The following is an 18,759-nucleotide window of genomic DNA, read 5'->3' on the forward strand; positions in this document are numbered from 1 at the left end:
GAGTGCGCCTGTGAGCTCGCACGGAAACGGGGATCCGGCGGAGTTCCTGCGGACCGCGGTCAATCTTAAACGATTCTCCCGCCGCCGATTCCTGGCCGGGAGTGCCCTGGGGCTGACGCTGGCCTCGGACCTGTTCGTGACCCGGCTGATCCAGCGGTACCGGGAGGATCTGGAAATCCTGCGTCTCCGCGACGAGACAGCCGAACGGCGCTTTCCCGCAGCCTCCTGGTTCCTCTTTCCCGGCTATAAGACCAGCTGGGAGGAGGTTGTCTGGATCCTGAATTCCCTGCGCCCGGCACTAACCCTGCGGGGGCAGCTGGCCGGCATCGGATATTCCAACCGGGGTCTGGACGTGGAAGACATTGTTGCCGCCGTGTTCCGGTACATCCGTATTCATCAGATGCGGCGCATCTACTTCTACGGGCACAGTTTCGGCGGCATGCTGGCCGTGCAGGTGGCGGCCCGGCTGCGGGAGCGGGGCATCGCCGTCGAACTGATCATCCTGGACTCCAGCCCCGCCGCGGGCACGGATGTCTTGGACCATGACATGTTTGAAGGGGTGGCGGCCCTGTACGACGCCGGCTACCGGATTCCCAGCGTGGTGCGCGGCGGATACGAGCTGGGGGAGCGGGTCCTGCACAAACATGAACGGACCTGGCGCACCGTGGCGGACCAGACACTGGAGCAGCTCTCCCCGCTGGCGCCGTCCACCACGCTGATCCAGTCACAGGCGTCCTACATTTACCACTACGACGCGCAGCGCTATGCGAATTCCCTGGCCGGCACGTCCCTGGCCTTCATCGGGAATCCGGAAGACCGCACGGTGAACTACCGAAGCGCCAGGGCGGGATGGGCGTCAGCGTTTCCGAAGAACCTGGTCTCCGACTCCCTGGTGACCGAGGGCGCCGGACCGGCGCATGCCAGCCCGCAGTGGAATCCGGGTGTTTACCAGCGTGTAGTGGGTGAGGTGCTGCGGCTGTACTCTCCCGCGGAGCGGGGCGGCGGCCTGAAATCCGTGTACTAGGATCCGGTTCCGGACGCTGCGGAACTCCGGCCGCCGGCCGGACTACACCGTGCTGATCAGGTCCGAGACCGAGTTGACGATCTGGGTGGGCCGGAACGGATAGGAATTGATGTCTTCGCGCTGCGTGATGCCGCTGAGGACCAGGACCGTGGTCAGCCCGGCCTCGATGCCCGCAATGATGTCCGTATCCATCCGGTCACCGATCATGGCGGTGGTTTCCGAATGCGCATCGATCTTGCGCATCGCGGAGCGGAACATCATGGGGTTGGGCTTGCCCACAATGTAGGGCTTCATGTTGGTGGCGGCGGTTATCAGGGCGGCGATGGCTCCGGTGGCCGGCAGCGGGCCTTCCGGGGACGGGCCGGTGACGTCGGGATTGGTGGCGATAAAGCGCGCGCCTCCCATGATCAGGCGGATGGCCTTGGTGATGGTGCCGAAGGAATAGGTGCGGGTTTCGCCCAGCACCACATAGTCCGGGTTGGTGTCCGTGAGGATCATTCCGGCTTCATGCAGGGCAGTGGTCAGTCCGGCTTCGCCCACTACGAAGCAGCGTCCCGGCACACCGGCGTTCTTGACTTGGTCCTTGAGGAACTCGGCCGTGGCCAGCGCCGACGTCCACAGGTTTTCCTCGGGGATTTCCAGTCCGGAGGCGTGCAGCCGGGCCGCAAGGTCCCGCGGAGTGTAAATCGAGTTGTTGGTCAGCACCAGGAACCGCTTGGAGGTGGCCACCCAACGGTCAATGAGTTCGGCTGCACCCGGAATGGGATTGTTCTCATGGACCAGGACGCCGTCCATGTCCGTCAGCCAGCATTCAATGTTCTCGTTTTCGCCCACATTGTTCCTTTTCAGTTCACACCGACGGGTGTTCCCGGTCTCATCACTGGTTGCCGCGATCGTGCGGTCCAGTCTTTCACCTTACGCTTGAAGGGTGATAGAGAGCGTTGAGCAATTGCCGGAGCTGCCCGTGGAAACAGTTGAAACTGCGCCTGCGCACCAGGTGGGCGTTGGTCCCTGGGAAGGTCCGCTGCCGGAGGGTGACCACTGGGACCCGGAGCTGTTGGCCAACGGCGACGCCCGCAACGTGGTGGACGAGTACCGCTACTGGAACCACGAGGCGATCGTGGCGGACCTGGACACCAAGCGGCATCCGTTCCACGTTGCCATCGAGAACTGGCAGCACGACTTCAACATTGGCACCGTGGTGCGCACCGCCAATGCGTTCATGGCCAAGGAAGTGCACATCATCGGACGACGGCGCTGGAACCGCCGCGGAGCCATGGTCACCGACCGCTACCAGCACGTGCGCCACCACCCCACGGTGGAGGACTTCGTGGAATGGGCGCGGAGCGAGGACCTGCACATCATCGGCATCGACAATTTTCCGGACTCCGTGCCGCTGGAAACCTACGAGCTTCCGGAGAACTGTGTCCTGGTGTTCGGCCAGGAAGGGCCGGGCCTCAGTGCGGAAGTCCACGCAGCCGCGGACGCCACCCTCTCCATTGCCCAGTTTGGCTCCACGCGTTCCATCAATGCCGGCTCCGCCGCGGCCATTGCAATGCACGGCTGGATCCGGCGCCATGTCTTCGGCCAAAAGGTAAATTGACCCCAAAAGGAACGGCCTTCTGTTCCTTGTGGCGCCGCGGTCCGTTCCCCGGTGACATGACCTGCTGCCGGACGGATACTTGTGGCTAGGATGTAGGAAGCCAATGAGGGCCCCGGCCCTGCCGCTATCGACTTTGGAGTCAGCATGCCTATTGCAACCCCTGAGATTTATGCCGAGATGATCGACCGCGCGAAGGCCGGGGGATTTGCCTATCCGGCAGTGAACGTCACCTCGTCCCAAACGCTCAACGCCGCGCTTGCAGGGTTTGCGGAGGCAGGCTCGGACGGTATCGTCCAGGTTTCCACCGGCGGTGCCGCCTACTGGTCCGGCGCCAAGATCAAGAACATGGTCACCGGCTCGCTGGCGTTCGCGGCCTATGCCCGCGAAGTTGCCAAGAGCTTCAACGTGAACATTGCCCTGCACACGGACCACTGCCCCAAGGACAAACTGGACGACTTTGTCCTTCCCCTCCTCGCGGCCTCCGAGGCAGCGGTCAAGCGCGGCGAAGATCCCATCTTCAACTCCCACATGTGGGACGGCTCGGCTGAAACCCTTGAGGACAACCTGCGCATCGCCCAGGAACTGCTGGCCCGCACCCACGCTGCCAAGATGATCCTTGAGGTGGAGATCGGCACCGTCGGCGGGGAGGAAGACGGCGTGGAGAACGCCATCAACGAAAAGCTCTACACCACGGTGGCCGACGGCATGAAGACCATCGAAGCCCTGGGCGCCGGCGACAAGGGCCGCTACCTGACCGCCCTGACCTTCGGCAACGTCCACGGCGTGTACAAGCCCGGCGGAGTGAAGCTGCGTCCGGAAATCCTCAAGGACATCCAGGACGCCGTGGGCGAATCCATTGGCCGCGAACGCCCGTTCGACCTGGTTTTCCACGGCGGTTCCGGCTCCTCGGCGCAGGAAATCGCCGACGCCGTGTCCTACGGCGTGGTGAAGATGAACATCGACACCGACACCCAGTACGCGTACACCCGCCCCGTGGTGGACCACATGTTCCGCAACTACGACGGCGTCCTGAAGGTCGACGGCGAAGTTGGCAACAAGAAGCAGTACGACCCGCGCGTGTGGGGTGCCTCGGCGGAAGCCGGCATGTCCGCCCGCGTGGTGGAAGCAGCACAGAACCTAGGATCGGCAGGCAAGTCCCTCTAATGTCAGATGAATTCCGTAAGAACCTGCTCGGACCAGAGCCCACCTACCTGCCCGAGGAGTCCGACGTCGTCGAACGCCTTGAAGCCGGCGATGAGGCCCTGGACCTGGCAGCGAAACACCCCACTTCTTCGCAGGTTTGGGCCATTCTGGCCGATGAGGCCTTCGACGAAGGGCGCACCATCGAGTCCTACGCCTATGCCCGGGTGGGTTACCACCGCGGTCTGGATGCACTGCGCCGCTCCGGCTGGCGCGGTGCGGGCCCCATCCCCTGGGAGCACGTTCCCAACCAGGGCTTCCTGCGTGCGCTGTACGCCCTCGGCCGGGCGGCAGCGGCCATCGGCGAGTCAGAGGAAGTGGACCGCATTACCAAGTTCCTGAATGAGTCCGACCCGCAGGCGAAGATTGCCATTGAAGGACGCGAGTCCTGACCTCGGCCTGACGGCGGTATAAAGGCCGGGTGCCCAGCTTCTGCGGGGCACCCGGCCTCTGCCCGTCACCAGCCGCCCGTCCCCGGTGCGCCCTTGAAGGGCCCGGTGACGCGTCCCGTAATCCAGCCGCCGTAGAAGTCGCCCTCCTGCGCCTGGACCTCCTCGCCGTCCACGGTGCAGCGGTCCATCCTTCCCGGATACACCGCGGCCCGGCTGGCCAGCAGTCCGTAGCCGGGGACGGGGTCCGGATAGGTCCAGGCTGCGCGCTCCGCCCGAACGTCTCCGCCGATGACGTCAAAGTAGGCGGCCTGCCCCTTGAATTCACACCAGGTGGATCCGCTGGCCGGCATGAGCGAGTCCGGAGCAAAGTCCTCCAAGGGGATGTAATACACCGGGGGATGGCTGGTTTCGAGGACCCGGACGGCTGCAGTGGTGTCCGCTACCAGCTGCCCGCCGAGGAAAACCTGCACATGCTCCGACGTCGGTTCCACGCGCGGCGGACGGGGATAGTCCCAGACGGATTCCACGGTGCGGTTTGTTCGTTCCTGTTCCATGGCCAGCCTTTCGCATGCCGGCTTCAGCCGGACGTTTCCCCTGGCTCTCTCCTTGATCCAGGTTAAGCCGGGGTTCGCGGCCAAAGCTCCCGCGGATGGCTTGCCCCGGTGATTAACCTCAGCGGCCTGTTTGACGGTCAGATGGCGGGCTACCGGGCCAGGCTGGCGTAAACAACGTAGTTGTCGTCGAAGGTGCCTGTTTTCGGGTCATAACCGTCGCAGGTGATCAAGCGGAGTTCAGGTCCTTCAGTGTTGCCATAGACCTTCCCGGTGGGAAAGGCATCCTTGGGATACGGCTCGCCGAACAGCACAATGAACACGGCGGTGGAACCGTCTTCGCGCTGGATCCGGACCTCGTCGCCGGGTTTCAGCTCGCGCAGGTTGGCGAAGACACCCGGCCCGCCGTCCTCCGCGTTCACATGGCCAAGGAGCACGGCCGGTCCGGTGTCTCCGGGACGCGGCGAACCGGTGTACCAGGCAGCCGGTGCCCCGGGATTCCCCGGAGGAACTTCCAAGACGCCGTCAGGGCGCAGGCCAACCTGCATCAGGTCGGAGCCCGCACCGATGGACGGAAGTTCCAATGTGCGGGGCAGGGGGACGGTTTCGGTGTTCGGGGGCGGAGCAGGCACCGGTTTGGTGGTCGCTTCCGCTGCGTTGGGGCTGCTCGTTGTCCCGTGGGGAGAGGGCACCGGAGATTGCCAGGATGATGCTGTGGGCGGTGAGGCGTCGGCTTCGGGTCCTGAACCGCAGGCTGCAAGCCCCGCGGATGCGGCGATGAGCAGACCGGCGGCCGCAGTTGCCCGAAGACTCCTGCGGCCGCCCGCCTTGGGTGCTGTCAGCGGGATCATGAGCGGTGCGACCCCGCAGCGCAGCCCGTGCGCCTGGAATTAGGCATGGTTCCCGCTCCGGCGGCGAACAACGTACGTCCCGGCCCCGGCAGCTACCAGAACCAGCCCGCCGGCCAAGGCAACCGAACCGAAGTCCGTTCCCTTCTCCGTGGCCACGCCGGCATCAACGCCGCCCCTGGGCATGTTGCTCATTTGATCGGTCGGCATGGGTGAATTAGTGGGCGGGTTAGAGGGAGTGGCCGTGGGTGGGGGAGTTGGCGTCGACTCGGGGTTTTCGCATGCAATTCCGTCCTTGTCCCTGTCCAAGCCGGGAGCATAGCCCGGGTCGCTGGAAGGAATGTTGTAGACGCCGTTCGCAGCAGCAGCGTCACAGTTGGGATATGGCGTCGTCACGGCGAAAGCCGGGGTTGCGGATAGTGCCGAGAGCCCGGTTACTGCTGCGAGTGCGAGTCCTGCAGTGCGTTTTTTCATTGTGCCTCTGCTTTCCATATGAAGTAGTCATCCAAGTGATGGCGACAGGAACGAGAGTATGCATTGGGTTGTTTTGTCACCCGGGTAGCCGGCACTTTTGGGCTGGAGGCACGCAGAAAAAACCGAGGCAAAGGAGCCTCAGGGAATGATGCTGGTAGTCACGGCCACAATTTGCGGTTTGGGCGGAACAGAGCTGAATCCGAAGCGAACGGGCGGGTCTATGGCGGACAGGCCGCCCAAATCCCGCCCGTCCCAGCTGGCCCGGGCCCCGGTAAGGGAGCGGATGGACCGGACGCCGTAATACTCGCGGCGCTCGCCGCCCGCAGATCCGGCTGTCCGCACGCCCGGAACCAGCAGTCCTGCCAGCGGGTTGATGGCGCCCAGCCAGCGCGGATGTACGGCCACAACAGGAGGAATGCGCTCCAGCAGCCGTCCCAGCACGGTCCGGGTCCCCAGATCGACGTTCAGCCGCAGCGGCCCTGCGCTGACCAGCAGCTGGTCCGCGGTGAGCCGGGCCTCCACCTCACGCACGTCCACGGCATCAAAACGATAGGTGCCGCCCACATACTCGGCGATTTCCGGACTGGGTGCCAGCAGCAGCCGGGACCCGGCCGCATTCTCCGCCATGACATCCGTAAAGGCCCCGAACGGGGATTCCAGCCAGTGGCCCACCACCAAGCGAGTACCGGAGGTGGTGCCAATGCCGGCGATAAAGCCGCGAAAACGGTCCATCGGGCCACGCTACGCCGGGATTGCTCCGAGTAATACCCGGTACGACGCCGGCAAAAGGGCAGAGGACCCACAATCGGCTAAACTTGGTAGGTAAGAGCCCCGCGACTCCGGCCAGACCCGGTTTACACCCAAATCAGGCCCGGCCTGCGAGTTTAGGGGCATTCTCATGCACGGAAGCGGATCGCGCCGTCGGCGTTTTCTCCCCTTTCGTAACTAATGGGGGAGGATCCCATGCCCGCAATTGTCATCGTCGGCGCCCAGTGGGGCGACGAAGGTAAAGGTAAGGCCACAGACCTGCTCGGGGGACGCGTCGATTACGTCGTCAAGCCCAACGGCGGGAACAACGCCGGCCACACCGTCGTCGTCGGCGGTGAAAAATACGAACTTAAGCTCCTCCCGGCCGGCATCCTGAGCCCCAACGCCATTCCCGTCATCGGCAACGGCTGTGTGGTGAACCTTGAGGCGCTCTTCGCCGAGATTGACGGCCTGGAAGCACGCGGCGCGGACACGTCCAAGCTGCGCATCTCCGCCAACGCCCACCTGGTGGCCCCGTTCCACCAGGTGATGGATAAGGTCACCGAACGTTTCCTGGGCAAGCGTGCCATTGGCACCACCGGCCGCGGCATCGGCCCGGCCTACATGGACAAGGTGGCCCGTCTGGGCATCCGTGTCCAGGACATCTTCGACGAGTCCATCCTGCGCCAGAAGGTTGAAGGTTCCCTGCGGCAGAAGAACCAGCTGCTGGTCAAGGTGTACAACCGCCGCGACGTCGACGTCGACGAAATGGTTGAGTACTTCCTGTCCTACGCGGACCGGCTGCGCCCCATGGTTATCGACTCCACATTCGAACTGAACCGCGCACTGGACGAGGGCAAGGTCATCCTGATGGAAGGCGGCCAGGCGACGTTCCTGGACGTGGACCACGGCACCTATCCGTTTGTGACGTCCTCCAACCCGACCGCCGGCGGTGCGTCAGTGGGATCGGGCATCGGGCCCACCCGGATCAACCGCGCCGTGGGCATCATCAAGGCCTACACCACCCGTGTGGGTGCCGGTCCGTTCCCCACCGAGCTCTTCGACGACATGGGGCTGTACCTGCAGAAGACCGGCGGCGAATTCGGTGTCAACACCGGCCGTCCCCGCCGCTGCGGCTGGTACGACGCCGTGCTGGCGCGCCACGCTTCCCGCGTGAACGGCTTCACGGACTACTTTGTGACGAAGCTGGACGTACTCACCGGGATCGAGCAGATTCCGGTGTGCGTGGCCTACGACGTCGACGGCGTGCGGTTCGACGAAATGCCGATGACGCAGACCGACTTCCACCACGCCAAGCCGATCTTCGAGTACTTTGACGGCTGGACCGAGGACATCACCGGCGCCAAGACCCTGGACGATCTGCCCAAGAACGCCCGGGACTATGTGCTGGCTCTGGAAAAGATGTCCGGCACCCGGTTCTCCGCCATCGGCGTCGGCCCGGACCGGGACCAGACCATCGTGGTGCGGGACCTGATCAGCGAGTAGGACTTCGAGACAGGGAGAAGGCCCCGCAGCCCTGAGGCTGCGGGGCCTTCTCCCTGTTTTACCGGCCGTGTCTCTACAAGCTGTGTGTCGACGGAACTTCCGGAAGATCCACGGCAGCTTCCTCCGCCGAACGTCGGAGCACGCAGAATTCGTTGCCCTCCGGATCGGCCAGCACCACCCAGTCCACGCCGGTCCCCTGCCCGCCGTCGGCGCGCACCGCGCCCAGTGCGAGCAGCCGTTCTGGGTGCTGCCCCCGGCCGCCGCCCGGCCGGAACCCGATTAGTGTTTCGGCCCGCTCTGGGACGCTGCTGTCCCGTTCGGCGGCTGCGAAGTGAGCGCATCCCGGATTTCGGTCAGCAGCATCACCTGCGGATCCGCGCTCTGCTCCGGGGAGATCCCAAGCCGGCGGTTGCGCCGTTCAATCATTCTGTTCATCGGCAGCACGATCACGAAGTACACGGCAGCCGCGATGAGCAGGAAGTTCACGACGGCGGTCAGCAGAACCCCGAACCGGATCTGGTTCCCGTTGAAGGTAACCACCGCGAAACTGTCGAAGTTCGGCGAACCGACGAGCCCGGAGATGAACGGCATAAGCACCGAGTTGACCAGGGCGTTCACGACGGTCGTAAACGCTGCGCCGACGATGACGGCAACGGCCAGGTCCAGTACGTTGCCCTTCATGATGAAGTCCTTGAATCCCTTTAGCATCCCGCCAGAGTAACCGCCCCGGGACCCGCGACGCCTCCCTCACCCCAAGATTTAAGTCTTGCGCAGCAGCATTCCCCGGGCCGAGTGGTCGGCGTGCAGCCGGACCGGACAACGGTTCAGATACCGGCACTGACCTTCAGCTGCAGTCCACAACCGTTACCCGGTGCACCCTGGACGAACACCGTGCGTGCTTACACCAGCCTCTGAGGGGGGCCACGCCGGGCCAGAAAACGCCGCTGTGACCGCGGGGTTCACCAGCGGTGCTGAGCTTCCTCGATCCAGCCGGTCAATCCGTCCAGCGAATATGAGGTTCCGTCCGGGGTTCGCGCCGTTCCCGTCCAAGAACCAAAGGCCTGCCAGATCTGCGAGGAGATCACGCCAAGTTTGGTGGCTGAAGTCCTGCGGTGGAACGGCGTCAGCACCGCGTCGATCCAGGGCCCGTGAACCGTCCAGGTGGAGTCCGGGTTGGTGAGGTCGTACTCGAACTCCAGTTCGCCGTCGTAGTGATGCAGCCGGCCGTCCACAATCAGGGCGTTCTCCGTGGCCGGCGTTCCGGCCGTCCACTGCCCGCCGATCTGCAGGCCCAGCCGGGTTCCGTCGACGGTTCCCGAGCCGGCACCCCAGGTCCACTGAGTCCGGTACGGCCAGCGCCCGCGGCCCCGGTCCAGCACGGCGAAGGCGCCGGCCCCCACCTCGTGGGTCCTGCCGTCCACCGTGACCGTTCCGGACACGCTGCGGGCCACGTCCTTGAGCGTGTACTGGAAGAGGCGGTCCGACCACGGAACCACCACGCCCAGCACGTCCCCCTCGGCCGGAGCGTACAGATCCACCGACACCCGCGGGGAGCGTGCCCGCAGGTGGGTGCCGCCGCCGTCGTCATGAAAACGCAGCGTCACGTCTCCCGCCGTTCCCAGCGCCGTGAGCGGCGGCAGGGTATCCGGAAGCACTATGTCCGAAGCCCCCGGCAGGATTTTCAGCGGTTCGATGCTGATCTCTTCTCCGGTGGTACGGTCCAAAACGTAAATCTGCAGGGTGGCGGCGTAGCCCAGGTTCACAATGGTCATGCCCAGCGCCAGGTCGGGCGTGAGGACGCCCCAGTACTCCCAGCGCTTGGTGCGCATCCGGGAAACGGTGTTGCCGGGCAGCGCGGTGCGGTGCAGCGGTGTGCGCGAATAGCCCACCGCTTGCGGATTGAGGTTTCCGCGGGCGGTGGTCAGATCCGTCGGCAGCGTGAGTTCATCCATGCGGCCCAAGTCTAGGTTGGCATCCTGGTCTAGGCTGGGGGAAACGCAGGGTTCACGGAAGGCGGTTGGACAATGTTGGTGAGCGTAGGCCAGTTCAGTCCTGCGGGTGATGTGGCGGAAAATCTTGAAACCATGCGCTCGCTGGCGGCCAAGGCCCGGGCGGAGGGTTCCGAGCTGATCGTGTTTCCCGAGGAATCGATGTTCAGCGTGGGGAAGGTCGAGGGTCCGCTGGCTGCCGCCGTGGACGCCTCCTGGACCACCTTTGTGCAGCAGCTGTCGATGCTGGCCGCCGAACTGGGCATCGCCGTCGTCGCCGGCGGATACGAATCCAGCGGCGAGGACCGGCCCTACAACACGCTGGTGCTGATCGACGCCAGCGGCCGGATTGCCGGCACCTACCGCAAGCTTCACCTGTATGACGCCTTCAGCTATTCCGAATCCACGCGCATCAAACCGGGTGACGGCGGCGTGCTGGTGGTTGAGGTGGGCGGCATCAAAGTGGGGTTAATGACCTGCTATGACATCCGCTTCCCCGAGCTGGCCCGGGCACTGACGGACCAGGGCGCGGACCTGCTCGCCGTACCGGCCGCCTGGTTCAAGGGCGAACACAAGATTGAACACTGGGAAACCCTGCTGAAGGCACGTGCCATCGAAAACACTGTCTGGGTGGCAGCGGCCGGCACCTCCAGCCGCCACACGGTGGGGCACTCTGCCATTCTGGATCCCATGGGAGTGCCGCAGGCATTCCTGGACGACGAGGCCGAAGCCGTGGTCACGGCGGAGGTCACCCGCAAACGGATCGACGACGTCCGCGAGTTCCTGCCGGTGCTGAAGAACCGGCGGTTTGCCGCCAATGAGCGGATCAATTCCGCCCAATAGACCCCGGCAGAGTTTTGACGCGCTCCCATGGAAATAAGACGGCCATGAGATGAAAGTTTTCGCAAATCGGGTACGATTACATGCTGGAACGACCGCACCGAGGCTTATCCCCCCAACGAGCCCCGCTGCGGTCGTTTCTTACTGTCCGGACAGGCGCCCCGGCCTGCAGCCGGCCGCCCTACGCGGTCCGCTGACGCTTGGAAGAAATAACCCCGGTGTTGAACCCCGCCAGGTTCAGTCCGCCGTGGAACCGGGCATGCTCAATCTTCACGCACCGGTCCATTACCACGTCCAGGCCGGCAGCTTCAGCGTTGCGGGCAACCTCCTCGTGCCAGGAGCCCAGCTGCAGCCACAGCGTTTTCGCGCCCGCTTCAATGCTCTCCTGCAGCACCGTCGGCAGGTCATCGTGGCGGCGGAACACGTCCACGATGTCCGGAACCTCGGGCAGGTCAGCCAGCGATGCGTAGACCGGCCGTCCCAGGATTTCCTTCGCCACCGGGTTGACGAAATAGACCGTGTACGGAGAAGACGACAGCAGATAGGTCGCCACGAAGTAGGACGCCCGGGACGGTTTGTCCGAAGCGCCCACGATGGCGATGGTCTTGGCCCGGCTCAGCAGCGCCAGCCGTTCCGGGGCGCCGGGACCTTCCCAGGTGCGCGGTGTTGCGGCAGGTTCAGCGGACATGGACGGACTCCTTCAGTTCGTGGGCAGAATCGGGTACCGCCGCGGCGGCCAGTGCCTGGTCCAGGTCCCAGAGGATGTCCTCCAGATCCTCCAGGCCAACCGAGATCCGCACCAGGTCCTCGGCCACACCGGCGGCGGTGAGCTGCTCGGGGGACAACTGGCCGTGCGTGGTGGAGCCCGGATGGATCACCAGGGTGCGCGAGTCGCCCACGTTGGCCAGATGCGATGCCAGCTGCAGGGCCTCAATGAACGCCTTGCCGGCCTCCCGGCCTCCGCGCACCCCAAAGCTGAACACCGACCCCGGCCCCTTGGGCAGGTACTTCCGGGCACGGTCATAGTGCGGATGGGAGGGCAGCCCGGCATAGCTCACCCAGGACACGCGCGGATCCGCTTCCAGCCACTGCGCCACCGCGGAGGCGTTGCGCAGATGCTCGTCCAGGCGCTGCGGCATGGTTTCCACGCCCTGCAGCAGCTGGAATGCCGACTGGGCGCTGAGCGAGGGGCCGATGTCCCGCAGCTGCTCCGAGCGCAGCTTGGTCAGGAACCCATACTCCCCGAAGTTCCCCCACCAGGAGATGTTGCCGTAGCTGGCCACCGGCTCGGTCATGGCGGGGAACTTTCCGTTGCCCCAGTTGAACTTTCCGGATTCCACGACGACGCCGCCCAGGGTGGTGCCGTGCCCGCCGAGGAACTTGGTGGCGGAATGGATGACAATGTCCGCGCCGTGTTCGAACGGCCGCACCAGGTACGGCGTGCTCAGGGTGGCGTCCAGGATCAGCGGCACACCGGCGTCGTGCGCCACCTTCGCCAGCCCGGCTATATCGGCCACCTCGCCGCTGGGGTTGGCCACCACTTCGGCGTAGACCGCCTTGGTGTTCTCCTGAATGGCCGCGGCATAGTCCGCCGGATCCGTGCCGGGAACGAAGGTGGTGTCGATCCCGAACCGGCGCAGCGTCACGTCCAGCTGCGTCACGGTGCCGCCATAGAGCTGCGCCGCGGCAACTATGTGGTCGCCCGCCGCGCACAGGGCCGCAAAGGTGACAAATTCGGCGGACATGCCCGACGCCGTCGCCACCGCTCCGATGCCGCCTTCCAGGGACGCGATGCGCTCCTCGAAGGCCGCCACCGTGGGGTTGCCGATCCGCGAGTAGATGTTCCCGTATTTCTGCAGCGAGAACAGGTTCGCGGCGTCGTCGGTGTCCTTAAAGACAAAGGACGTGCTCTGGTAAATCGGGACCGCACGCGCACCGTGCGTAGCGTCGGGGGTGCCGCCGGCGTGCAGGGCACGGGTCCGGAAGCCAAACTGGCGATCACTCATGAAATGAGTGCTCCTTCCTGGTGGGCCGCAGCAAAGCGGCGGGGGGATCGTTGCAAGTTGGGGACCGCGGACGAACAATGATCCTTATGGACGAGTACGTGGTTGTTATTGAAACCGGCTACAAGTTGGCTGCTTCCACCCATAAGATCTCCGCCACCGAACCGCTGCCGCATGTGGAGGCGAACCGGCTGTTCCTGGAAATCCTGGACGGCATGCATGAGGATCTGCTGCCCGCGAAGGCGGATACGACCACGCTGGAGGTCTCGCCCACTGAGTTCATGCGCATCCACCGGCTGATGGGCGGAGTGGTGGTCATGGACCGGGTGACCCTGACCCGCGTTCACTGAACTCCTCCGCGGCGCGCTTCGCAGGCACGGGCAATGTCGGCGATGCACGGTTCGTTCTGCAGGCTGGTGGTGTCACCCAGCCGGGTGCCCTCAAACAGCTGGGTCAGCAGCCGCCGCATGATTTTGCCGGAGCGGGTTTTGGGGACATCCGGAACGACGACGACGGCGGCCGGCTTGGCGATCGGCCCGATCTGCCGGGCGACGTGGGACCGGAGTTCCACGGCCACGGCATCCTTGTTTCCCGCTGCTGCGTCCGTGAGCACGACGAATGCCGCGATCGCCTGTCCGGTCTTCGGATCGGCAACGGGGCAGACGCCGGCTTCGGTGACCCAGGGGTGGGATACCAGGGCTGATTCAATCTCGATCGTGGACAGCCGGTGCCCCGACACGTTCAGCACGTCGTCGGTGCGCCCGAGGATCCAGGTGTCGCCGTCGTCGTCGTATTTGGCGCCGTCACCGGCCAGGAACCAGCCCTGCCGCGCATACTTCCGCCAGTAGGAAGACAGGTAGCGCTGCGGGTCGCCCCAGACCGTGCGGGCCGTGGCCGGGCCGGTCCGATCCACCACAATGAAGCCCTGGGTATTCGGGGGAACCGGGTTTCCGGCGTCGTCCACAATCCGGGTGCTGACGCCGGGCAGGGCGCGGGAAGCGCAGCCGGGCTTGAAACCGGTGTCCGTGGGGCGCGGCGAGAGGATGGTGGCGCCGGTTTCGGACTGCCACCAGGTATCTATCACGGGCACCTCGCCGCGGCCCAGCTGGGTGCGCAGCCAGCGCCACGCTTCGGGATTTACGGCCTCCCCCACTGTGCCAAGCAGTCGGATGGAGGAGAGGCTGTACTGTGCCGGAACGCCGTCCGGGAACCAGCCCATGAGGGACCGGACCAGGGTGGGCGCGGTGTAGTAGCTGGTCACCTGGTAGCGGTCGATGATTTCCAGATGCCGGCCCGGATGCGGAGTGTCCGGGGTGCCCTCGAAAAGGACCTGGGTGACGCCGTTGGAAAGCGGTCCGTAGATCTCATAGGTGTGGGCGGTGACCCAGGCCAGATCCGCGGTGCACCAGTGGACATCCGTGTCCCGTTCCGCGGGGTCCGGATTCGCGAAGAGGAACTCGTAGCTCCAGGACGCCTGGGTGAGGTAGCCGCCCATGGTGTGCACCAGCCCCTTGGGCTGTCCAGTGGTTCCGGAGGTGTACATGATGAACAGCGGCGTCTCCGCGTCGAAGGCTTCGGGGCGGTGGATGCTGGAGGCCGTGTTCACGGTTTCGTGCCACCAGAGATCACGGCCCGGTGTCCAGGAAATGTCGGATCCGGTGCGTCGAACCACCAGGACGTGTTCAATGGCGTTGTCGCCGGACACTGCAAGATCAGCGTTGTCCTTGACCGGAACGGCGGCGCCGCGCCGGAACTGGCCGTCGGTGGTGACCAGCAGCTTGGCGCCGGTGTCCTCCACCCGGAACTTCAGCGCCTCCGCGGAGAATCCGCCGAACACCAGGGAATGGACGGCGCCGATCCGCGCGCAGGCCAGCGTGATGACAATGGTTTCCACGAGAACCGGCAGATAAATGACCACGCGGTCGCCGGCGCCGATGCCCAGGGTCAGCAGGGCGTTGGCGGCCCGGGAAACCTCCTCCTGCAGGTCCGCGTAGGTGACCGTGCGCCGGTCTCCGGGCTCGCCCTCGAAATGCAGGGCCACCTTGGATCCGCGGCCGGCCGCCACATGCCGGTCCACGCAGTTCACGGCCACATTCAGGGCTCCGCCGGCGAACCACTCGATGACCGGGACGCTGTAGCCGGCATCGTCCTCCGGGATCTCCGGTCCGCTCAGGCGCTGCGGCGGCGCGAAGGCGTGCGCGGTGTGCCAGGGCTGTTCCCACTGGAGCCGGCGGGCGGCGGTTTCCCAGAAGGCGATGCGGTCCTCCTCGCTCTGAGGATCCGCGGCGGCAGTATGTTCTCTTACCGGGCTCAGGCCCATTTGGCGACCGCCTTTTTCTCGGCCAGGCCCAGGAGAGCGTCGGTGGTTTTGCCGATCAGGGCCAGCAGGATGATGGAGAGCAGCAGCCTGTCGGTGCGCCCGTTGTTCTGCGAATCGGTCAGCAAGAAGCCCAGCCCCATGGATGAGGCGATGAGTTCCGCGGCCACCAAAAACAGCCAGGACTGGGCCAGTGCCAGACGCAGTCCGGAGAAAACAGCGGGCACGACGGCGGGCAGCTGCACCGTGGTCAGCAGCTTTAATCCGTTCAACCCGAAGGCCCGGGCCGCTTCCACCAGGTTCCGGTCCACGTGGCGCAGGGCCAGGGAGACGGTGGTGAACACGGGGAAGAAGGCGCCGATGGCGATCAGCGTGATCTTGGAATCTTCACCGATCTTCAGCCAGAGGATCAGCAGCGGCACCCACGCCAGGGACGGAACGGCGCGCAGAGCTCCGACCGCCGGGCCCAGCAGGGTGTCCGCCAGCCGGGACAGACCCAGCAGGGCGCCCAGCGCCAGGCCCAGCAGACCGCCGATCGCGAAGCCGATGAGCACCCGCTGCGTGGAAATGGCCACGTGGATGCCCAGCTGACCGCGGCCGATCAAGTCTGCCGCCGCCGTGTACACCGCGGCGGGGGAGGGCAGCTGGACCGGGCTGAACGTCCCGGTGGCGGTGCTGATCTGCCACGCGGCCAGGAGCAGGACCGGAACCACCAGTCCCAGTGCCAGCCGGATCCACCGGCGGGCCAGGATGCCGCCGCCGGCGGTTTGTCCGGCAGTGCTCCCGGCGGCGGCGGCCGGATGCGCCGCGTTCCTGACGGCACTCATTCGGCATCCTTCACGGCAGACGGATCGGCCTTCTGCACAAACGAGTTCTCCAGCAGCCCGTCCAGTGCCTTGTCCACGGCGTCCTGGCTCGCAACGTCGCCGGTTTCCACCAGGGTGGGACCGATCTTCGCCAGGACGCTGCGCTGCGCGTCACCGGGTGCCGGGTCCACATCCAGGTTGCTGCGCTCCAGCACCACGGTCTGCGCCACGGCCGGATCCAGTCCGGCGACGTCGGCGAGGATCCGGGCGGTTTCCTTGGGATTCTCCGCGGCCCAGGCCCGGGCCTTCTCATACGCGTTGACCACGGCCTGCGCCTGTTCCGGCTCTTTTTCCAGGAAGGATTCGTTGGCGGCGAGCAGACCGTAGGTGTTGAAGTCCAGGTTGCGGTAGATCAGCCGGGCTCCGTTCTGCTCGGCACCGGCCATGATCGGGTCCAGCCCGGCCCAGGCGTCCACGGAGCCGTTTTCCAGGGCGGTCCGGCCGTCCGCGTGCTGCAGCTGCTCCACCGTCACGTCTTCCAGGCTCAGCCCGGCCTCGTCCAGGGCCTGAACCAGGAAGAAATACGGGTCAGTGCCCTTGGTGGCTGCCACCGACTTGCCCTTCAGATCCGCCACCGAGGCGATGTCCGAGTCGGCACCTACCACCAGGGCGGACCACTCGGGCTGGGAAAACACATCTATGGCCTTGATCGGGGAGCCGTTGGCCCGGTTGAGCAGGGCGGCGGACCCGGCGGTGGAACCGACGTCGACCGCCCCCGAGCGCAGGTTCTCATTGGCCTTGTTGGAACCGGCGGACTGCACCCATTCCACGGTGACGCCGTCTTCGGCCAGGGTGGATTCCAGCCAGCCCTGGTCCTTGATGATCAGGCTCAACGGGTTATAGGTGGCGAAATCCAGGGTCAGGGTGCCGCCGTCGGCTCCGTTCACGTTGGCGGCGGCGTCGGAATCCTCGCCGGCCACGCAGCCGGTCAGCAGCAGGGCGGCTGCCGCAGCAGTTGCGGTCAGGGTTTTGAATCCGGGGCGCCGGGCGGGGCGGGAAGTGCGGGAACGGCTGTTCATGGGAGTTCTTTCTGCTGGAAAGGAAGAGGAAAAGGCGCCTGTCGCGCAGAAAATGGCGCAGATCGGCTGGGGAAGCGTCCCGGAAGAAGCGGGTGCGCGGTGGGAGAAGCGGTTAGTGGCGGTCGACGCCGAGCCGGGCCAGGAGCTCGCCGCGCATTCGGGCCAGCTCGGCCGAGGCACGCTCGCGGGGACGGCGCCCTGGCACGGTGACGGTATCCGTGATGGTGGCTCCGGGAAGCCCCGGCTGCCGGCCCAGGATGATGATGCGGTCCGCCAGCTGGAGGGCTTCATCCACATCGTGGGTGACCAGCAGTACCGTGGCGGAGGCGGCCTTGTGGACCGAGAGCAGCAGATCCTGCATCTTCAGCCGGGTCAGGGCATCTAGGGCACCAAAGGGCTCGTCGAGCAGCAGCACCCCGGGTGTCCTGGCCAGGGCGCGGGCGAGGGAGGACCGCTGCGCCATGCCGCCGGACACTGCCCGCGGGCGGTGCTTGGCGAACTCCGCCAGTTCCACCAGTTCCAGCAGTTCGGCCACCTTGGCTTTGCCGTTCACGGCGCTGATGCCCTTGGGCAGGCCCATGGCAATGTTGGCCTGCAGAGTCTGCCAGGGGAGCAGCCTTGGTTCCTGGAACGCGACGGCGCAGCGGTCATCAATGCCGCGGACCGGCGTGCCGTTGATCCGGACCTCACCGCTGCTGGGGACGTCCAAACCAGCCGCGGCCCGCAGGAGCGTGGACTTTCCGCAGCCGCTGGATCCCAGGATGGCGAGCACTTCGCCGGGGTGAACGTCAAAGGTGATGTCGCGCAGCACCTGGCGGGCTTGGCTGCCTGAACCAAAAGCTCTGCCCAGTCCCGAAAAGCTGACGGGAAGGGCGGAGCCGGCCGGTCCACCGGAGGGCGGCGCGGCGGCAGGGGAGTGTGAAGCCAGAGCGGTCATGTTAATCTCCATCGGTCCTGGCAGTAGCACCCTACGGAGAACACCTTGGGCCCTGACGGGCCTCCTGCGGTGCTGTCCTCGTTATTGCCGTTTCTCAAGGAGGAAATACGGCAACCAGGGTTGCTGCGGCTTCACTGATCCAGGTCTCTCAGCCGCTCGGGATGGTCAAGAGCAACTAAACGCGCCATTGCCCAAACCGGCAAGTCCCCGCCGTAATATTTCGACGCCGCATTTCTCCGCGCGGTCTGCTGCGGCCGCGGGCCGTTACGCAACATGACTGGAACGGCTTGCGGGGCAATCCGTGGTGTGCAGATACTGGTGACGCAGGATCATGAGTCCCAACGTGAAGCTCTGGCTGGTTGGGCGGCAACCCTCGTTCCGTAGCGGGGTGCCCCAGATGAGGATCCGGCCGTGTCGCGTCCGCGAACGGCAAGTACGGCGCCC

The 18,759-nt window shown here is 65.5% G+C and carries 21 protein-coding genes, 1 pseudogene and 1 riboswitch; of the genes and pseudogenes, 7 read left to right on the plus strand and 15 right to left on the minus strand.

Annotated features, from left to right (window positions below; all coding sequences use genetic code 11):
* Positions 1-10 precede the first annotated feature (10 nt).
* Complete coding sequence (locus tag AC4D2W_RS14235; RefSeq protein WP_490927578.1) at positions 11-1,024, plus strand: alpha/beta fold hydrolase; 1,014 nt, start codon at positions 11-13, stop codon at positions 1,022-1,024.
* 42 nt (positions 1,025-1,066) lie between these two features.
* On the opposite strand, the gene AC4D2W_RS14240 is transcribed toward AC4D2W_RS14235, so the two are convergent.
* On the minus strand, positions 1,067-1,819 hold the full coding sequence (locus tag AC4D2W_RS14240; protein WP_227891138.1) for an HAD-IIA family hydrolase: 753 nt from the start codon (positions 1,817-1,819) through the stop codon (positions 1,067-1,069).
* 163 nt (positions 1,820-1,982) lie between these two features.
* Here AC4D2W_RS14240 and AC4D2W_RS14245 point away from each other — a divergent pair, with 163 nt between their 5' ends.
* From AC4D2W_RS14245 to AC4D2W_RS14255, 3 genes are all read left to right on the plus strand, one after another.
* Complete coding sequence (locus AC4D2W_RS14245; RefSeq protein WP_490927626.1) at positions 1,983-2,627, plus strand: TrmH family RNA methyltransferase; 645 nt, start codon at positions 1,983-1,985, stop codon at positions 2,625-2,627.
* Between the two features lie 144 nt (positions 2,628-2,771).
* Entirely contained in the window at positions 2,772-3,791 is a 1,020-nt protein-coding gene (gene fbaA / locus AC4D2W_RS14250; RefSeq protein WP_490927579.1) for a class II fructose-bisphosphate aldolase, read from the plus strand.
* Positions 3,791-4,219 carry a DUF3151 domain-containing protein gene (locus tag AC4D2W_RS14255; protein ID WP_490927580.1) on the plus strand — a complete coding sequence of 143 codons (429 nt, stop codon included), beginning with the start codon at positions 3,791-3,793 and terminating at the stop codon, positions 4,217-4,219. The genes fbaA and AC4D2W_RS14255 overlap by 1 nt, the downstream gene beginning before the upstream one ends.
* 65 nt (positions 4,220-4,284) lie before the next feature.
* Here the strand turns inward: AC4D2W_RS14255 and AC4D2W_RS14260 are convergent, their stop codons facing one another.
* The 5 genes and pseudogenes from AC4D2W_RS14260 to AC4D2W_RS14280 all read right to left on the minus strand — a co-directional run bounded on the left by AC4D2W_RS14260 (position 4,285) and on the right by AC4D2W_RS14280 (position 6,824).
* Positions 4,285-4,773 carry a DUF427 domain-containing protein gene (locus tag AC4D2W_RS14260; RefSeq protein ID WP_490927581.1) on the minus strand — a complete coding sequence of 163 codons (489 nt, stop codon included), beginning with the start codon at positions 4,771-4,773 and terminating at the stop codon, positions 4,285-4,287.
* A gap of 149 nt (positions 4,774-4,922) precedes the next feature.
* Positions 4,923-5,621, minus strand: coding sequence for a sortase domain-containing protein (locus AC4D2W_RS14265; RefSeq protein WP_490927582.1), 699 nt, complete (start codon positions 5,619-5,621; stop codon positions 4,923-4,925).
* Positions 5,622-5,660: 39 nt separating this feature from the next.
* Complete coding sequence (locus tag AC4D2W_RS14270) at positions 5,661-5,828, minus strand: hypothetical protein (RefSeq protein WP_490927629.1); 168 nt, start codon at positions 5,826-5,828, stop codon at positions 5,661-5,663.
* 78 nt (positions 5,829-5,906) lie between these two features.
* Positions 5,907-6,110 (minus strand): annotated as a pseudogene (locus AC4D2W_RS14275) (excalibur calcium-binding domain-containing protein); the annotation flags it as partial.
* A 120-nt stretch (positions 6,111-6,230) separates the two neighbouring features.
* The gene (locus AC4D2W_RS14280; RefSeq protein WP_490927583.1) at positions 6,231-6,824 is read right to left on the minus strand and encodes a hypothetical protein; all 594 of its coding nucleotides are present in this window, start codon (positions 6,822-6,824) and stop codon (positions 6,231-6,233) included.
* 231 nt (positions 6,825-7,055) lie between these two features.
* Here AC4D2W_RS14280 and AC4D2W_RS14285 point away from each other — a divergent pair, with 231 nt between their 5' ends.
* On the plus strand, positions 7,056-8,345 hold the full coding sequence (locus tag AC4D2W_RS14285; RefSeq protein WP_400929701.1) for an adenylosuccinate synthase: 1,290 nt from the start codon (positions 7,056-7,058) through the stop codon (positions 8,343-8,345).
* 73 nt (positions 8,346-8,418) lie between these two features.
* Here AC4D2W_RS14285 and AC4D2W_RS14290 read toward each other — a convergent pair whose 3' ends face one another.
* From AC4D2W_RS14290 to AC4D2W_RS14300, 3 genes are all read right to left on the minus strand, one after another.
* Entirely contained in the window at positions 8,419-8,625 is a 207-nt protein-coding gene (locus AC4D2W_RS14290) for a VOC family protein (RefSeq protein WP_490927627.1), read from the minus strand.
* A complete protein-coding gene (gene mscL / locus AC4D2W_RS14295; protein WP_490927584.1) occupies positions 8,625-9,053 on the minus strand; it encodes a large conductance mechanosensitive channel protein MscL in 429 nt (142 codons plus the stop codon). The genes AC4D2W_RS14290 and mscL overlap by 1 nt, the downstream gene beginning before the upstream one ends.
* A gap of 251 nt (positions 9,054-9,304) precedes the next feature.
* A complete protein-coding gene (locus tag AC4D2W_RS14300; protein ID WP_490927585.1) occupies positions 9,305-10,297 on the minus strand; it encodes a DUF2804 domain-containing protein in 993 nt (330 codons plus the stop codon).
* A gap of 72 nt (positions 10,298-10,369) precedes the next feature.
* Between AC4D2W_RS14300 and AC4D2W_RS14305 the strand changes: the two genes are divergently transcribed.
* Positions 10,370-11,176, plus strand: coding sequence for a carbon-nitrogen hydrolase family protein (locus AC4D2W_RS14305; protein WP_490927586.1), 807 nt, complete (start codon positions 10,370-10,372; stop codon positions 11,174-11,176).
* A 178-nt stretch (positions 11,177-11,354) separates the two neighbouring features.
* Here the strand turns inward: AC4D2W_RS14305 and AC4D2W_RS14310 are convergent, their stop codons facing one another.
* The gene (locus tag AC4D2W_RS14310; RefSeq protein ID WP_490927587.1) at positions 11,355-11,861 is read right to left on the minus strand and encodes a CoA-binding protein; all 507 of its coding nucleotides are present in this window, start codon (positions 11,859-11,861) and stop codon (positions 11,355-11,357) included.
* On the minus strand, positions 11,851-13,179 hold the full coding sequence (locus AC4D2W_RS14315; RefSeq protein ID WP_490927588.1) for an O-acetylhomoserine aminocarboxypropyltransferase/cysteine synthase family protein: 1,329 nt from the start codon (positions 13,177-13,179) through the stop codon (positions 11,851-11,853). The genes AC4D2W_RS14310 and AC4D2W_RS14315 overlap by 11 nt, the downstream gene beginning before the upstream one ends.
* An 86-nt stretch (positions 13,180-13,265) precedes the next feature.
* Between AC4D2W_RS14315 and AC4D2W_RS14320 the strand changes: the two genes are divergently transcribed.
* A complete protein-coding gene (locus tag AC4D2W_RS14320; RefSeq protein ID WP_490927589.1) occupies positions 13,266-13,526 on the plus strand; it encodes a hypothetical protein in 261 nt (86 codons plus the stop codon).
* Here the strand turns inward: AC4D2W_RS14320 and acs are convergent.
* The 4 genes from acs to AC4D2W_RS14340 form a co-directional block, all read right to left on the minus strand.
* A complete protein-coding gene (acs, locus tag AC4D2W_RS14325) occupies positions 13,520-15,496 on the minus strand; it encodes an acetate--CoA ligase (protein WP_490927590.1) in 1,977 nt (658 codons plus the stop codon). The two genes, AC4D2W_RS14320 and acs, sit on opposite strands and share 7 nt — an antisense overlap.
* Complete coding sequence (locus AC4D2W_RS14330; RefSeq protein ID WP_490927591.1) at positions 15,487-16,320, minus strand: ABC transporter permease; 834 nt, start codon at positions 16,318-16,320, stop codon at positions 15,487-15,489. Before AC4D2W_RS14330 ends, acs begins: the two co-directional genes overlap by 10 nt.
* A complete protein-coding gene (locus AC4D2W_RS14335; RefSeq protein ID WP_490927592.1) occupies positions 16,317-17,378 on the minus strand; it encodes an aliphatic sulfonate ABC transporter substrate-binding protein in 1,062 nt (353 codons plus the stop codon). The genes AC4D2W_RS14330 and AC4D2W_RS14335 overlap by 4 nt, the downstream gene beginning before the upstream one ends.
* Positions 17,379-17,490: 112 nt before the next feature.
* Complete coding sequence (locus AC4D2W_RS14340) at positions 17,491-18,315, minus strand: ABC transporter ATP-binding protein (protein WP_490927593.1); 825 nt, start codon at positions 18,313-18,315, stop codon at positions 17,491-17,493.
* 327 nt (positions 18,316-18,642) lie between these two features.
* Positions 18,643-18,757, plus strand: a riboswitch (SAM riboswitch).
* Positions 18,758-18,759: the final 2 nt, after the last annotated feature.

This window comes from Arthrobacter sp. TJ-58, assembly GCF_058269295.1.

What these genes read in the sequence shown, in the direction of transcription:
- AC4D2W_RS14265 (WP_490927582.1), bottom strand. Translation starts at nt 5,621, where the DNA reads ATGATCCCGCTGACAGCACCCAAGGCGGGCGGCCGCAGGAGTCTTCGG.
- AC4D2W_RS14255 (WP_490927580.1), top strand. Translation starts at nt 3,791, where the DNA reads ATGTCAGATGAATTCCGTAAGAACCTGCTCGGACCAGAGCCCACCTAC.
- AC4D2W_RS14305 (WP_490927586.1), top strand. Translation starts at nt 10,370, where the DNA reads ATGTTGGTGAGCGTAGGCCAGTTCAGTCCTGCGGGTGATGTGGCGGAA.
- AC4D2W_RS14300 (WP_490927585.1), bottom strand. Translation starts at nt 10,297, where the DNA reads ATGGATGAACTCACGCTGCCGACGGATCTGACCACCGCCCGCGGAAAC.
- AC4D2W_RS14310 (WP_490927587.1), bottom strand. Translation starts at nt 11,861, where the DNA reads ATGTCCGCTGAACCTGCCGCAACACCGCGCACCTGGGAAGGTCCCGGC.
- AC4D2W_RS14320 (WP_490927589.1), top strand. Translation starts at nt 13,266, where the DNA reads ATGGACGAGTACGTGGTTGTTATTGAAACCGGCTACAAGTTGGCTGCT.
- fbaA (WP_490927579.1), top strand. Translation starts at nt 2,772, where the DNA reads ATGCCTATTGCAACCCCTGAGATTTATGCCGAGATGATCGACCGCGCG.
- AC4D2W_RS14240 (WP_227891138.1), bottom strand. Translation starts at nt 1,819, where the DNA reads ATGGACGGCGTCCTGGTCCATGAGAACAATCCCATTCCGGGTGCAGCC.
- AC4D2W_RS14335 (WP_490927592.1), bottom strand. Translation starts at nt 17,378, where the DNA reads ATGAACAGCCGTTCCCGCACTTCCCGCCCCGCCCGGCGCCCCGGATTC.
- mscL (WP_490927584.1), bottom strand. Translation starts at nt 9,053, where the DNA reads ATGCTAAAGGGATTCAAGGACTTCATCATGAAGGGCAACGTACTGGAC.
- AC4D2W_RS14315 (WP_490927588.1), bottom strand. Translation starts at nt 13,179, where the DNA reads ATGAGTGATCGCCAGTTTGGCTTCCGGACCCGTGCCCTGCACGCCGGC.
- AC4D2W_RS14280 (WP_490927583.1), bottom strand. Translation starts at nt 6,824, where the DNA reads ATGGACCGTTTTCGCGGCTTTATCGCCGGCATTGGCACCACCTCCGGT.
- AC4D2W_RS14270 (WP_490927629.1), bottom strand. Translation starts at nt 5,828, where the DNA reads ATGCCGACCGATCAAATGAGCAACATGCCCAGGGGCGGCGTTGATGCC.
- acs (WP_490927590.1), bottom strand. Translation starts at nt 15,496, where the DNA reads ATGGGCCTGAGCCCGGTAAGAGAACATACTGCCGCCGCGGATCCTCAG.
- AC4D2W_RS14330 (WP_490927591.1), bottom strand. Translation starts at nt 16,320, where the DNA reads ATGAGTGCCGTCAGGAACGCGGCGCATCCGGCCGCCGCCGCCGGGAGC.
- AC4D2W_RS14340 (WP_490927593.1), bottom strand. Translation starts at nt 18,315, where the DNA reads ATGACCGCTCTGGCTTCACACTCCCCTGCCGCCGCGCCGCCCTCCGGT.
- AC4D2W_RS14285 (WP_400929701.1), top strand. Translation starts at nt 7,056, where the DNA reads ATGCCCGCAATTGTCATCGTCGGCGCCCAGTGGGGCGACGAAGGTAAA.
- AC4D2W_RS14260 (WP_490927581.1), bottom strand. Translation starts at nt 4,773, where the DNA reads ATGGAACAGGAACGAACAAACCGCACCGTGGAATCCGTCTGGGACTAT.